The sequence below is a fragment of the Pseudomonas sp. MF6747 genome (assembly GCF_963890955.1).
In the GTDB taxonomy this organism is placed as follows: Bacteria; Pseudomonadota; Gammaproteobacteria; order Pseudomonadales; family Pseudomonadaceae; genus Aquipseudomonas.
On sequence record NZ_CAWPSZ010000003.1, the window covers coordinates 35476 to 48755 of the forward strand.

Here is a 13280-nt window from a genome sequence, read left to right on the forward strand (position 1 = left end):
GGGCATTTCAGCGCCCGAGCATCTTCACCCAGCGCGACGGCGGCATGCCGTAGGTGCTGCGAAACTGTCGAGTCATATGGCTCTGGTCGGTGAAACCGGCGGTCAGCGCCGCGTCCACCAGCGATTGGCCCTGGGCCAGCAAGCCGCGCACCAGGTCCAACCGTCGCATGGTCAGGTACCGATAGGGACTGGTGCCGAACAACAAGCGAAAATCCCGCGACAGCGCCCACCGATCACGGCCGCAATGGTCGGCCATTTCATCCAGGGTGATGCTGCGGCCCAAGGCGCTGTGGATAAATTCCCGCGCGCGCTCGGCGGCGACGTAATCGAAGGATTTACGGCTGATGATCACCCCCGAAGCCGCGCTCAGGGCTTGCGCCAGGTCGTACAGCGCGTCCTGTTCCTGCATCGGGTCAATCGGGCAGTCCAGGCTTTGCAGCAACACCTCGCTGGCGCGGAACAGCCGTGGGTCAGTCGACAAGCCGTTGTGGATAAACGGCAACGGCCGGCCGCCGAGAATCTGCTGGATCAGCGCCGGCTCCACATAAATCATGCGGTACTTGAAGCCTTCCACGCTGCTGGCGCGGCCGTCATGGGATTCGTCGGGGTGAATCACCATGGTCGTGCCGGGCAGGCTGTGGGTCATGCAGCCACGGTAGTGGTAGCTCTGCACGCCAAACAAGGTGCGCCCGATGGCGTAGGTGTCATGGCGATGCGGGTCGAATGCAAAGCCGGCAAAATACGCTTCGATACGGTCCAGGCCGCTGGCGTGTGGGGCGCGGTGCAACCAATCGAGGGTGGAAGTGGGTTGGCCCATGGTGACTTGTCACAAATAGAGGTGGGAAACACGTTAACCCAGTCTGGCGTGCCGTGTCTGTCGAGGTCTTGAACGATTGTGCGTGCTTGAGAGGAGGTATTCGCCAGCGTAAATGTTGATCTGGGTTAATAAATGATTGTTTTACGATAATTATCTATTATTTTTGCGGCCTCACTCATTGATCGAGGTTGCTTATGAATACCCAACGTCTGGCTCAACTCAGCCAGCGCATGTCGCTGCTTACGCTCTTGCTGATTGTCGTCATGCTGGTGCTCAACACTGGCGTCTGGCTGTTTCGGTGCTGGGTTCTTCCGCCGATGGCCTGGGCCTCAGCTTTTCCTTGAGTGACCGGATTCAGGACAGCGGCGTGCAAATCGCGCTGCTCCCGTGGTGGCAAAAACTCGGCGGGATTGTTCTTTCCAGCATCCCGCTGGTGGCCTTGGTGTCGGGCTTGAACCATCTGCGCCAGCTGTTTCGCAACTACGCGCGGGGCGAGTATTTCTCCAGCGCGGCGGCGCAGCACCTGGGCAAAGTCGGTCGCGCCGTTGCCCTGTGGGTACTGCTGGACTTTGTATGCGAGCCGTTGCTGGGCCTTTGGGTCTCGATGAACGAGCCGTTGGGCCAGCGATTTTTCACCTTGAGTCTGACCCCGCCGAGCTTCGTCGCGTTGTTTCTCGCTGCCTGTATCGCAGTAATCGCGCGTATCCTGTGGCAGGCCAGCGAAGTGGATTCTGAAAACCGCACTTTTGTTTGAGATCGAAATGCCCATTGTGATTGAACTGGACGTTATGCTTGCCCGGCGCAAGGTCAAATCCAAAGACCTGGCAGCCGCCATCGGGATTACCGAACAGAACCTGTCGTTGCTCAAACAAGGCAAGGTCAAGGGCATACGGCTGGGTACGCTGGATGCGATCTGTGCCTACCTGGACTGCCAGCCTGGCGACCTGCTGGTGCACACGCCTGAACCTGCGGGCGAATAGGTTTAACCATTTACCAAGAGGGATCGCCCCATGCTGTTCTCCGACCTGCCGTATGTCGCGCCGTTGTTGTCGCTGGGGCTGCTTTGGGCCGTCGCGGTGGTGACGCCGGGGCCGAACTTCTTCAATACTGCCCAACTGGCGGCGAGCTGTTCGCGTCGGCATGGCGTGGTGGCGTCTGCCGGAGTGGCCACGGGCACGGTGATCTGGGGGCTGGCGGGCGGTTTGGGCATCAAGTCGCTGTTCACTGCGGCGCCCATGCTCTATCTGGCATTCAAGATCATCGGTGGCTGCTACCTGATCTACCTGGGGCTGAAACTGTTCAAGCGTTCGGCGCCAACCGCGAGCCAGACAGTGTTGCCCGACGAACCCACGCGCTCGCTGTTCTTTGCCTGGCGCTTCGGTCTGCTGGGCAACTTGTCCAACCCCAAGGCCGCGCTGTTCGTCGCCACGGCCTTCGCTTCGACCATGCCGCCTTCACCGTCGCCGACATTGTTGGCCCTGGCGGTGATTACCATGGCCACCTTGTCATTCAGTTGGTACACCAGCGTAGCCCTGGTGTTTTCCAGCGAGCGCATGGCCAATCTCTACAGCCGTTCACGCAAGTGGCTCGACCGGTTTGCCGGTGGGTGCTACCTGTTGTTCGGCGCACATCTGGTAGCGAATCGCTGACCGCTCATGGTAAGAAGCCTTACTTTCAACAGTGAGGCCGAGTCATGAGCAAGGTGCGGGTAGGTATTATTTTTGGTGGCCGTTCGGCCGAGCACGAGGTCTCGCTGCAGTCGGCGCGCAACATCGTCGATGCACTGGACCGCTCGCGCTTCGAGCCGGTTCTGATCGGCATCGACAAGGCCGGCCACTGGCACCTGAACGAAACCTCGAACTTCCTGATCAACCAGGAAAACCCGGCCCTGATCGCTCTCAACCAGTCCAACCGCGAACTGGCGGTGGTGCCGGGCAAGACCAGCCAGCAAGTGGTGGAAACCTCCGGGCAAAGTCTGCTCGAACACATCGATGTGATCTTCCCTATCGTCCACGGCACCCTTGGCGAAGACGGCTGCCTGCAAGGCCTGCTGCGCATGGCGGACCTGCCTTTCGTGGGCTCCGACGTGCTGGGCTCGGCGGTGTGCATGGACAAGGACATCAGCAAACGCCTGCTGCGCGATGCCGGTATTGCCGTTACCCCGTTCATCACCCTGACGCGTCGCAACGCGGCGCGCAGCGCTTTTGATACAGCAGTGAACAAGCTTGGCTTGCCGATGTTCGTCAAACCCGCCAACCAGGGTTCCTCGGTGGGCGTGAGTAAAGTTACCAACGAGGCCGAGTACCATGCCGCGGTCGAACTGGCCTTGGGCTTCGATGAAAAAGTGTTGGTGGAGTCCGCTGTCCAGGGGCGTGAAATTGAATGCGCCGTGCTGGGCAACGACAACCCTGTCGCCAGCGGTTGCGGCGAGATCGTAGTGGGCAGCGGTTTCTATTCCTACGACAGCAAATACATCGACGCCCAGGCCGCCCAAGTGGTGGTGCCGGCTGATATCAGCCTTGAGGCCAGTGAGCGTATTCGCCAACTCGCCATTGAAGCGTTTGAGGTACTGGGCTGCGCCGGGTTGGCGCGAGTCGACGTGTTCCTCACCGACGACGGCGAAGTGCTGATCAACGAAATCAACTCACTGCCCGGCTTCACCCGCATCAGCATGTACCCCAAGCTGTGGCAGGCGGCGGGCATGAGTTACAGCGAGTTGGTAAGCCGCTTGATTGAGTTGGCGCTGGAGCGACATGCGGGGCGCAAGGGGCTGAAGATCAGCCGCTGATAATCGTTGGGGCGGGACGAACGCTGTGGCGAGCGGGCTGGCCCCGCGTTGGGCTGCGCAGCAGCCCCATAATTAGGCTGCTCGTTTCTGTCTGAGACCACAGGGTAAGTCTGAGGGGGCTGCTGCGCAGCCCAACGCGGGGCAAGCCCGCTCGCTACAACAGGCCTGCTTGCCATAACGAGCCTGCCAACCATCGCAGGGTCAGGGGCTTTTCAGGATTTGCGGGCGATCCACGAATAGATCAGCGTCTTTGGCTCCTCAGGGTGGTGAGTTCTCCTGCGGTAGCTGGCGAAGGTTGGTGATGTGCAATATGTGCACACCTCGCTGACGTCGATCTGCTCACGCTTAAGGCCCGCCGCTTGCAACAGCATCACCCCGTAACCACTCAAGTCGAACCACGCACTTCCCGCTTGCCGCGCGTGGGGCGGTGCAATCTGCGGTGACAACCGTGGCGTCGGTTGCTCGAAGCACCATGGCGCCTGACCGTCACGCCACACGTGGCCCTGGCTCGCCTGAAATTGCGCGATAAACTCGGCGCTCACTTCATAACAACACGGCTTGATCGACGGCCCGATCGCCACCCGCAACTGGTCAGCGGCAATACCCTCGGCAGCCAATTGTTTCACCGCATTGGCGACGATCCCCCCTTGCAGACCCTTCCAGCCGCCATGCACGGCGGCAACCCGATCACCACTGTGTGCGGCAATAAGAATGGGCAGGCAGTCAGCGGTGATCACTGCAATTGGTTGAGGCGTGTGCGTGAACACGCCGTCTGCCTCAATGGTATTGGCCACCTGTTCCGCCTGCCATTGGATCACCGAAGCACTGTGCACCTGCTTGCAGATGAACACCCCGTCCGGCCGCAATGGATCATTGATCGAACAAAAACCGTGGTCGACGCCGGGGATGGCGCCGAGATTGTTTGCCTGTTGCAAGGGGCTCTCTCCGCTCAATAAAGTCAGTCGCCGACCGCTTCGCCTTCGCGCCGAGGGTCGGCGCCGCCGCTCAGCGACGCCTTACCCTGGGCGTCTGGCGTGCGAACGATGGCCTGCACGCCGCTGGTCATATCAATCTCGCTCAGTGCATGGCCTTTGTCCCTCAGCGCCTGCTTCAACTCGGGGCTGAACATCCCGGCCTCAAGCTCGGTGGCGCCGTTACGGCTACCAAAGTTGGGCAAGCTGATGGCCGCTTGCGGGTCGAGGTTCCAGTCGAGCATCGCCACCAGGGATTTACTCACATACTCGATGATCTGCGAACCGCCCGGCGATCCGACGGTGGCCAGCAACTCGCCGCTCTTGCGGTCGAACACCAGCGTCGGCGCCATGGCCGAGCGCGGACGTTTGCCCGGCTCGACACGGTTGGCGACCGGCTGGCCGTTTTCTTCGGGGATGAACGAGAAGTCAGTCATCTGGTTGTTCAGCAAAAAGCCCTGAACCATCACGTGCGAACCAAACGCCGCTTCCACCGTGGTGGTCATCGACACGGCGCCGCCCAGGTCATCCACCGCCACCACTTGCGAGGTCGAGATGCGCAAGGGCGAGCGGTCCGGCGCGTACGCCACCTGGATGCCCGCAGGCGTGCCTGGCTTGGCAATGCCCATGCTGCGGTCGCCGATCAGTGTGGCGCGTTCGGCCAGGTAGTCCGGGGCGATCAGGCCTGCGGTCGGCACCGGCACGAAGTCGGCGTCGGCCACGTACAACCCACGGTCGGCGAAGGCCAGGCGACCGGCTTCGGCCAGCAGGTGCACGGCTTCAGGTGTGGGCTCAAGGCCGGCAGGCGATGTGCTTTTGACCGGCTTCATCGGTGCGATGGCCAAGCGCGGGTCGCGGGTTTCCAATGCCTGCAACGTACCGAGGATCTGCGCGACAGCAATCCCGCCCGACGACGGCGGTGGCATGCCGCACACCTGATAGCGCTTGTAGTCGGTGCACAGTGGCGTGCGCTCCTTGGCGGTGTAGCCCTTGAGGTCCGCCTGCGACAGGCTGCCCGCGTTGCGGTTGCCCTGGACCTTGCGTGCGATCTCATCGGCAATCGGCCCTTGGTACAACGCGTCCGGACCTTCCTTGGCGATGCGCTTGAACACGTTGGCCAACGCCGGGTTTTTCAACAGCGTGCCGGCAGCTTTGGGCGTGCCGTCGGCGTTCAGAAAATACGCCGCCATCTCGGGCGATTGCGCGATGTAACGGTCGGCAGCGATCAGCGCGTGCAGGCGCGGGGAAATCGCGAAGCCTTGCTCGGACAGCCGAATCGCCGGTTCAAACAGCTTGGCCCATTGCAGGTGGCCGGTCTTTTTGTGTGCCATCTCCAGCGCGCGCAACACGCCTGGCGTGCCAACCGAACGCCCGCCAATCTGCGCCTCGGGAAATGCCATCGGCGTGCCGTCGGCTTTAAGGAACAAGCGTTCGGTAGCTCCCGCGGGCGCCGTCTCGCGGCCGTCATACGCGTGCACGGTTTTGCCGTCCCACAGCATGATGAATGCGCCGCCGCCGATGCCGGATGATTGCGGCTCCACCAGGGTCAACACGGCCTGCATCGCAATCGCCGCGTCGATGGCCGAGCCGCCCTGGCGCAGCATTTCGCGCCCGGCTTCGGCAGCCAGCGGGTTGGCGGCGGCGGCCATATGGCGCTCGGCGTGGCGGGTGGTGAGGTCGGTGCGATAACCCGAACCCAGCTCCGGCGCGGGCGGTTGTTCATTGACGGGGGTATGGCAGCCAGCCAGGGCGAGGGCGGCGGCAATCATTGACAGTTGACGGCGGGAAATCGAAAACACGCGCTGAACTCCGTTCATTTTGAGAATGATCTGTTGTCCTTGGGTTACGGCTTTTTACAGGTATATCGTGCCTTGCAGGTAGAGCACCGCGTGGCCGGAGATAATCACGCGGTCGTCCTTGAGCTCGCAACGCAGTTGCCCACGGCGCTTGCCGCCTTGTTCGGCAGTCAACTGCGACTTACCCAAACGCTCGGCCCAGAAGGGCGCCAGCGAGGTGTGCGCCGAACCTGTGACCGGGTCTTCATTGACGCCCACGTTGGGGCCGAACCAACGGGATACAAAATCAAACCGCGTGCTTTTGGCTGTCACTGCAATCCCGCGTTTGGGCAGGCCCTTGAGGCGCGCGAAGTCCGGCGTCAGGGCGGCTACTTGAGCTTCGTCGTCGACCAGCACGAGGTAGTCGTCGGTGGCAAACACCTCGGCATGCTCAATCCCCAATGCGCTCAACATGCCGCTTGGCGGCTCGCAGCGCTGGGGCTGTTTGGCCGGGAAGTCCATCGCCAGTTCGTCGCCATTGCGCGTCACGCGAAGCTCGCCGCTGCGGGTGGCAAAGCGCAAGACGTGCGGTGCATCCGCCAATTGATGAATCAGCACCCAGGCTGCGGCCAGCGTGGCATGGCCACACAGGTCCACTTCGACCTCCGGGGTGAACCAGCGCAACTCATAGAAATCGCCACGGGGTACGAAGTAGGCGGTTTCGGAGAGGTTGTTTTCAGCCGCGATATTCTGCAGTTGCTCGTCGGGCAGCCACTCGGTGAGCGGACAGACTGCCGCCGGGTTGCCGCCGAAGGGGTGTTGGCTGAAAGCATCGACTTGATAGATATCCAGTTTCATCGAGGGCACTCCGAGTAGGGAGGCTGGACACTAACAGTGGGTCTGTGAAGCGTCAAAATACAGATGCGGCGTTTTTTTGAGCGCATGAGTCTCGCTCATCCCAGGCGCAACACCATCGCCCCGGCGGCAATCACGCACGCAGCCAGGATGCGCACGCGGGTCAGGCGCTCTTTGAGCACCCAGGCCGAGATCACCACGCCAAACAGGATCGACGTTTCGCGCAGGGCCGACACGGTCGCGATGGGGGCTGCGGTCATGGCCCACAGCGCCAGGCCATACGAGGCGATCGTGCCCACGCCGCCGACGACGCCCAAGCGCCAGTTACGCGCGAGGTAATCACAGAACAGCGTGCGCCGCGAAGCTAGCGCCCACGTCGCCAGCGGGACGCCGGTCAGCAGGAAAATCCACAGCGTGTAGGCCACAGGCGCACCGGACTTGCGCACGCCCAAGCCGTCGATAAGGGTGTAGCTGGCGATCACGCCGGCGTTGATCAGCGCCAGAACCAAGCCTTTTCTTGGCCCTGAAGAAGGCGCCAGGGCCATGCTCAAGATGCCCAGTGAGATCACCGCAATGCCAAGCCAGGCGGAGGTCGAGAGCGGCTCGGCCAACACAAACACGCTGACCGTCGCCACCAGCAGCGGCGCTGTGCCGCGCATGATCGGGTATGTCTGGCTCATGTCGGCAATGCGGTAAGTCGAGGCCACCAGCACGAAATACAGCATTTGGAGAATCACCGACGCGCCGATGAACGGCCAGCTCTCTCTTGCCGGCAGCGGCAGAAACGGGGTGGCGGCCAACGCGATCAACGAGGCGACGGAGGCGATCATGCAGGTGGTCAACAGCTTGTCGGCGCCGCCTTTGACCACGGCGTTCCAGGTGGCGTGGAGCGCGGCGCCCAAAAGGATGATGGCGAATACACTGAGGCTCATCAGTCGCTCTCTGCGTGGTTGATCAGCGACGTCAACACGTGGTCCGCCCACACGCCGTTAATCTTGAGATAGGCCCGCGCTTGACCCTCGCGCTCAAACCCCAGCCGTTCCAGCAGGCGTGCACTGCGTGCATTTTCGGGGCGGTAGTTGGCCATGATTCGATGCAGTTTCATGGCATCGAACACATAGGCAATCGCAGCCTTCAGCGCTTCGTGCATCAGGCCCTGGCCCTGAGCCGATTCGTCCAGCGCATAGCCCAGGTGGCAGGCTTGAAACGCACCGCGCACGATATGGGTGAAATTGCAGGCGCCGATGATCTGGCCGTCGCGCCGTATCAGCAGGTGCAGCGCTTCGCCGCTGGCGGTCTTTTCGGCCATGGTTTCGAGGCGTTGAGTGATGGCGTCGAGTGCAAAGAAGTCATCGTCGCGTGTGGGCTCCCAGGGTTGCAGGTAAGCGCGGTTTTGCAGCAGGTAGGTGTGCAGGGCGCGAGCGTGAGACGGCTGGGCGGCTTGCAGTATCAGCCGTTCGGTGGCAATGCCGTGGGTGGGGAAGTGCGTGTTCACCAATCGCCTCCTTGTGGTTGGGGGCGAGTATGCCTGAGGGTTTTTATTCAGGCATAAAAAAACGGCTTACCTTTCGGTAAGCCGTTTTTAGTACTTGGTGGCTACACAGGGACTTGAACCCCGGACCCCAGCATTATGAATGCTATGCTCTAACCAACTGAGCTATGTAGCCAAGTGGCGCGCATTATTCGCGTAGAACGGGAATGCGTCAAGCACTTTTATCGAAATTTTTTCTACGCTTTCAATTGTTTAACCGGAATCGCCAGCTCTGGCGACGAGTGGCTTGTCATTCGTCCGCCTGTCGGGCCGCGTGGGGGCGCGGGCTTTCAATTGAGCGACCCTTCACGGTCGTGGTGATTTTCTGCAGATGCCATCCGGCGTCGATCGTGGCGTTGCAAGAGCGTGCCGCAGTCGAGAACGGTAGCGCAAGCGCTGAGCATCGGGTGGGAAAGGTAGGGCTGGACGTCTTCGCCGCTGAGGTTGTTATCGGCGCTGAGGCAGTCGGTAGGGGATGGGGTGTTCGGGCGGTTGGCGATCGCGTCGCCGTGGACGAGAGAAGCAAAATTCGGTTGGGCAGATATCCCTGCCGCCCAACAATTACCCTCTAGAGGGCCTTACGGTTGCGACGGGTTATGCGTGACGCGCTTGAGGTGTTCACGCGCGCGTGACAAGCGTGAGCGAACGGTGCCGATGGGTATGTCCAATACGTCGGCGGTGTCCTGGTAGCTGCCGTCGGTCTCCAGTGAGGCGTACAACGTCTTGCGCATTTCTGTGGGCAGGTGGTCGATGGCGGTCAGGGTTTTCTCCAGTCGGCGGTTGATCTCGAACTGCCAATCCAGGTTCTTGGTTTCCTCCTGCCCATGCCACAGCGACTCATCGAATTCGCAGTGCACAGGCTTGGCGTACAGGCGGCGGAAGTGGTTGCGTACCAGGTTCTGAGCAATCCCGCACATCCAGGTACTGAGGCTCGCCTGACCACTGAAGCGCTCCCTGTTGCGCCAGGCTTCCAGGTAAGTCAGTTGCAGTATGTCGTCTGCATCTTCGGGGTTGAGTACGCGTTTATGAATAAAACGCCGGAGTTTTTTCTGTTGGTCGTCCGTCAGTTGGAGCATGAATTGAGGCGAGCTGCCAACCAGGTGCGCTAAAGCTTCAATTGGGATATTCACGTTTTTTTCCTCAGGGTAGACGCTATCGAAATAAGTTCGATGGAAACCCCTTTAGCACTGGGTGTGCCAAATGGAAAAAGATCGCAACTAGCTGATTATTAAAGGTAAATATCTTGAAATGGAGAGATATTGCGCAGTAGTTTGCAAAAAGCGCCGAGGGTTTGTGCCGGTCTTGTCAAACCTCTCGATAGCCGCGTTCTGATGGAACCGTATCGGTAGGCATTGCCACATAGGGACACACTCTTCCCGTCTTGGCATGCTTATGAAAGTCGAATCCCCTAAAGATGCGCCCTCTGCCCAGCGCCTGGATCAATCCGCCGTTGCGCCTGTTTCCACGCCCGCACCCGCGAAGGTTGATGAGCTTGCTTCGCTCTTCGACCAGGAAGTGATTGCCAACAACCGCGCTCAGCGCGCGATGTCGATTCGTGTGCCCCCCACCGAGCAGCTTGCGCAACTTTATGAACAGCTGGGCCATCCTGCTCAGGAGTCCCTGGCGACTATTTCGCGGCGGTTCAGGCACCAATTGCAGCAGCATCCCAGTGTCGACAAGCTGGTAGAGCTCGCCGAGGGCGACCCCGCACGCGCCTACGTGGTGCTCAAACATCTGGAAGCCCAGGCGGACAATGATGTGCGCCCGACCGAAGCTGCCTTGGCGCGGGATGCTATTGGCATGCTGGCGGTGGGCTTTAAAGGGGAGATCCAGGCTGGCCTCAAATTCGCCACGGCGTTGATGGAGGCCGGTGGTGATCCGCAGGAGCGCCAAGCGCTGCGCGCGCTTTATTACGCCAGCGTGGCCACGCGCCAATCCCTGGCGACGATGATGCAGGCGCTGTTGGGCGTATACGGCGGCGATACATTTTCCGTCAGGCTCATCAGCATGCGTAAAGCCTTGGCTGATGACATCGCGGTTCTGGTTTCGTCAATGACCACGCCGCGTTTGCGCACCTTGTTGCTGGCGCTGCAAAGCTGTGGGCAACTGAGCACCGTGTTGGCCGGTTGCCACGCGTTGATCCAGCGCCTGGGCATCGGCTACGACGCCGTCAGTCTTTTGCAGCGCCTGCTGGGGTATGCCGGCAGCGGCATCGATGCGGGCGAAATCCTGCGACTTGGGCATGATCTGGGCAGTGGCCCGAGCCCCCGGCAAGTGATTGTTCTCAACGCGCTTTACCCTCTGGTCCGGCAATTGCCTTTGGCCTTGTGGCCTGACAGTCGAACCCGCCAGGGCGCGCTGGACAGCTTTTTGGCCGTGATGGGGGAACTGGAGCGGATCGAGCGCGGCCCGATCAAGTTTGCCGGTGACCTGGGGGCGTCGGCGTGACTGCACTGTCAGCCATCAACGCTGTACTGCTCAAAATGGCCCAACGTGCCGAAGTCCTGGGCGCAGTGGTGATCCTGGGCATCGTGTTTATTTTTATCGTGCCGTTGCCCACCTGGCTGGTGGACATTCTGATCGCGCTGAACATTTGCATATCCTGTCTGTTGATCGTGCTCGCGCTGTATTTGCCAGGCCCCTTGGCGTTCTCGTCGTTCCCATCGATTTTGCTGCTGACCACCATGTTCCGTCTGGCGCTGTCGATCGCCACGACGCGCTTGATTCTGCTGGAACAGGACGCCGGCGACATCGTCGAGGCCTTCGGCAATTTCGTCGTGGGCGGCAATCTGGCGGTGGGGATGGTGATCTTTCTGATCCTGACCCTGGTCAACTTTCTGGTCATCACCAAGGGTTCGGAACGGGTCGCCGAGGTGGCGGCGCGGTTCAGCCTGGACGCGATGCCGGGTAAACAGATGTCCATCGACAGTGACCTGCGTGCCGGGCTGATCGACGGCACGCAAGCGCGGGACAAACGTGAGCAGTTGTCCCGCGAGAGCCAACTGTTCGGTGCCATGGACGGTGCGATGAAATTCGTCAAGGGCGATGCCGTCGCCGGTTTGATCATCGTTGTGGTCAACCTGTTGGGTGGCTTCACCACGGGCATGTTTCAACACGACTTGAGCGCTGCCGAGTCGATACGGCTGTATTCGGTGCTGACCATCGGTGATGGCCTGATCGCGCAGATTCCGGCGCTGCTGATCTCCCTGACCGCCGGCATGATCATCACCCGCGTGGCTCCGGACGGGCGCAAGGGTATCAGTAACATGGGCGCCGAAATTGCCCGGCAAATGACCAGCGAACCCAAGAGTTGGATGATTGCATCGGTGGGGATGCTCGCGTTTGCTGCGGTGCCCGGCATGCCTACCCTGGTGTTTATCCTGATTTCGATGGTCACCGGCGGCCTGGGTTATTACTTGATGCGCCAGCGTCAACGACTAGAACAGCCGGCCGCCGAAGCGGCTGACGCCGTGCGCCCGGAGCAGAACGGTGATGAAGACTTGCGCGGGTTTGATCCGTCGCGACCGTACTTGCTGCAGTTTTCCCCGGTTTTGCGCGGAACCCCTGAGGTCACCGAGCTTATCCATGGGATACGCCAGGCCCGAAACACGCTGGTGGCCAATATCGGTTTGACCTTGCCGCCGTTTGAAGTCGAACTTGATGACGCCCTGGCCGCCGATGAAATGCGCTTTTGTGTGCACGAAGTACCGATGGTCAAGGCCTCGGTCGTCAACCATCTGGCCGTGGAACGCAAGGCGCTGGCGGTTGAACCCGAGCACGCAATACCGGGCAAGGCCGACCGCGATGAACAGGATTGGCTGTGGTTGGCGCCCGATGATCCGCTGCTCGATGACCCGCAGCTGGAGCGCTTCACCGCGACGAGCCTGATCATTGAGCGCATGAGGCAGGCGATGATGCTCAGCGGGCCGCAGTTCCTGGGGATTCAGGAGAGTAAATCGATCCTCAGTTGGCTTGAGCACAACCAGCCGGAGCTCGTGCAGGAACTGCAACGCATCATGCCGCTCTCGCGGTTTTCGGCGGTCCTGCAACGCCTGGCCAGCGAAGGGGTGCCACTGCGTGCCGTGCGGCTGATTGTCGAGTCGCTGATCGAGTACGGCCAGCATGAGCGCGAGCCCGAAGCGCTGGCTGACTACGCGCGCATTGCCCTCAAGGCGCAGATTTTCCACCAGTACAGCGAGGAAGACGGCCTGCACGCCTGGCTGCTGTCGCCCCATACCGAAAACATCCTGCGCGAGGCGTTGCGTCAGACGCAGACCGGGGTTTTCTTTGCGCTTGATAACGAAAGCAGCGCCGCGTTGATCAACCTCCTCAACCAGGCCTTCACCTTACGCGCCAAAAGCAAAAGTGTGATGTTGGTGGCACAAGACCTGCGCAGTCCCTTGCGCACCCTGCTTCTGGAAGAGTTCAACCATGTGCCGGTGCTGTCCTTCGCCGAGTTGGGAAGCACCTCCAAGGTGAAAGTGCTGGGGCGTTTTGATCTGACCCAGGATGAGCTGGCGCGCGGTGCGCTGGCATGAATCTC

At 60.9% G+C, this 13280-nt stretch carries 13 protein-coding genes and 1 tRNA gene; 6 read left to right on the plus strand and 8 right to left on the minus strand.

Annotated features, from left to right (window positions below; genetic code table 11):
* Window positions 1–7: 7 nt before the first annotated feature.
* The gene (locus AACW30_RS03800; protein WP_106578527.1) at window positions 8–817 is read right to left on the minus strand and encodes an AraC family transcriptional regulator; all 810 of its coding nucleotides are present in this window, start codon (window positions 815–817) and stop codon (window positions 8–10) included.
* 298 nt (window positions 818–1115) lie between these two features.
* On the opposite strand from AACW30_RS03800, the gene AACW30_RS03805 reads away from it, so the two are divergent.
* From AACW30_RS03805 to ddlA, 4 genes are read left to right on the plus strand one after another with little or no spacing between them, the layout of a single operon-like run.
* The gene (locus AACW30_RS03805) at window positions 1116–1571 is read left to right on the plus strand and encodes a DUF2975 domain-containing protein (RefSeq protein ID WP_442793504.1); all 456 of its coding nucleotides are present in this window, start codon (window positions 1116–1118) and stop codon (window positions 1569–1571) included.
* A 7-nt stretch (window positions 1572–1578) separates the two neighbouring features.
* Window positions 1579–1797, plus strand: a complete 219-nt coding sequence (locus tag AACW30_RS03810; RefSeq protein WP_106578529.1) for a helix-turn-helix domain-containing protein — start codon at window positions 1579–1581, stop codon at window positions 1795–1797.
* Window positions 1798–1827: 30 nt separating this feature from the next.
* Window positions 1828–2466, plus strand: a complete 639-nt coding sequence (locus AACW30_RS03815) for a LysE family transporter (protein ID WP_200624314.1) — start codon at window positions 1828–1830, stop codon at window positions 2464–2466.
* Between the two features lie 44 nt (window positions 2467–2510).
* A complete protein-coding gene (gene ddlA, locus AACW30_RS03820; protein ID WP_200624315.1) occupies window positions 2511–3605 on the plus strand; it encodes a D-alanine--D-alanine ligase in 1095 nt (364 codons plus the stop codon).
* Window positions 3606–3817: 212 nt separating this feature from the next.
* Here ddlA and pgeF read toward each other — a convergent pair whose 3' ends face one another.
* The 7 genes from pgeF to AACW30_RS03855 all read right to left on the minus strand — a co-directional run bounded on the left by pgeF (window position 3818) and on the right by AACW30_RS03855 (window position 9867).
* A complete protein-coding gene (gene pgeF, locus AACW30_RS03825; RefSeq protein WP_200624316.1) occupies window positions 3818–4540 on the minus strand; it encodes a peptidoglycan editing factor PgeF in 723 nt (240 codons plus the stop codon).
* 23 nt (window positions 4541–4563) lie between these two features.
* On the minus strand, window positions 4564–6393 hold the full coding sequence (gene ggt, locus AACW30_RS03830; RefSeq protein ID WP_200624317.1) for a gamma-glutamyltransferase: 1830 nt from the start codon (window positions 6391–6393) through the stop codon (window positions 4564–4566).
* 36 nt (window positions 6394–6429) lie between these two features.
* Window positions 6430–7209, minus strand: coding sequence for a PhzF family phenazine biosynthesis protein (locus tag AACW30_RS03835; protein ID WP_106578534.1), 780 nt, complete (start codon window positions 7207–7209; stop codon window positions 6430–6432).
* 95 nt (window positions 7210–7304) lie between these two features.
* Window positions 7305–8138 (minus strand): EamA family transporter, encoded by an 834-nt coding sequence (locus AACW30_RS03840; protein WP_200624318.1) that lies wholly within the window; start codon window positions 8136–8138, stop codon window positions 7305–7307.
* A complete protein-coding gene (locus AACW30_RS03845; RefSeq protein WP_325167557.1) occupies window positions 8138–8701 on the minus strand; it encodes a GNAT family N-acetyltransferase in 564 nt (187 codons plus the stop codon). The genes AACW30_RS03840 and AACW30_RS03845 overlap by 1 nt, the downstream gene beginning before the upstream one ends.
* Before the next feature lie 95 nt (window positions 8702–8796).
* A tRNA-Met gene (locus AACW30_RS03850) sits at window positions 8797–8873 on the minus strand.
* Between the two features lie 442 nt (window positions 8874–9315).
* On the minus strand, window positions 9316–9867 hold the full coding sequence (locus tag AACW30_RS03855; RefSeq protein WP_106578536.1) for an RNA polymerase sigma factor: 552 nt from the start codon (window positions 9865–9867) through the stop codon (window positions 9316–9318).
* 262 nt (window positions 9868–10129) lie between these two features.
* Here AACW30_RS03855 and AACW30_RS03860 point away from each other — a divergent pair, with 262 nt between their 5' ends.
* Both AACW30_RS03860 and sctV read left to right on the plus strand, forming a co-directional pair.
* Window positions 10130–11185 carry a TyeA family type III secretion system gatekeeper subunit gene (locus tag AACW30_RS03860; RefSeq protein ID WP_169368168.1) on the plus strand — a complete coding sequence of 352 codons (1056 nt, stop codon included), beginning with the start codon at window positions 10130–10132 and terminating at the stop codon, window positions 11183–11185.
* Complete coding sequence (gene sctV, locus AACW30_RS03865) at window positions 11182–13275, plus strand: type III secretion system export apparatus subunit SctV (RefSeq protein WP_106578538.1); 2094 nt, start codon at window positions 11182–11184, stop codon at window positions 13273–13275. Before AACW30_RS03860 ends, sctV begins: the two co-directional genes overlap by 4 nt.
* Window positions 13276–13280: the final 5 nt, after the last annotated feature.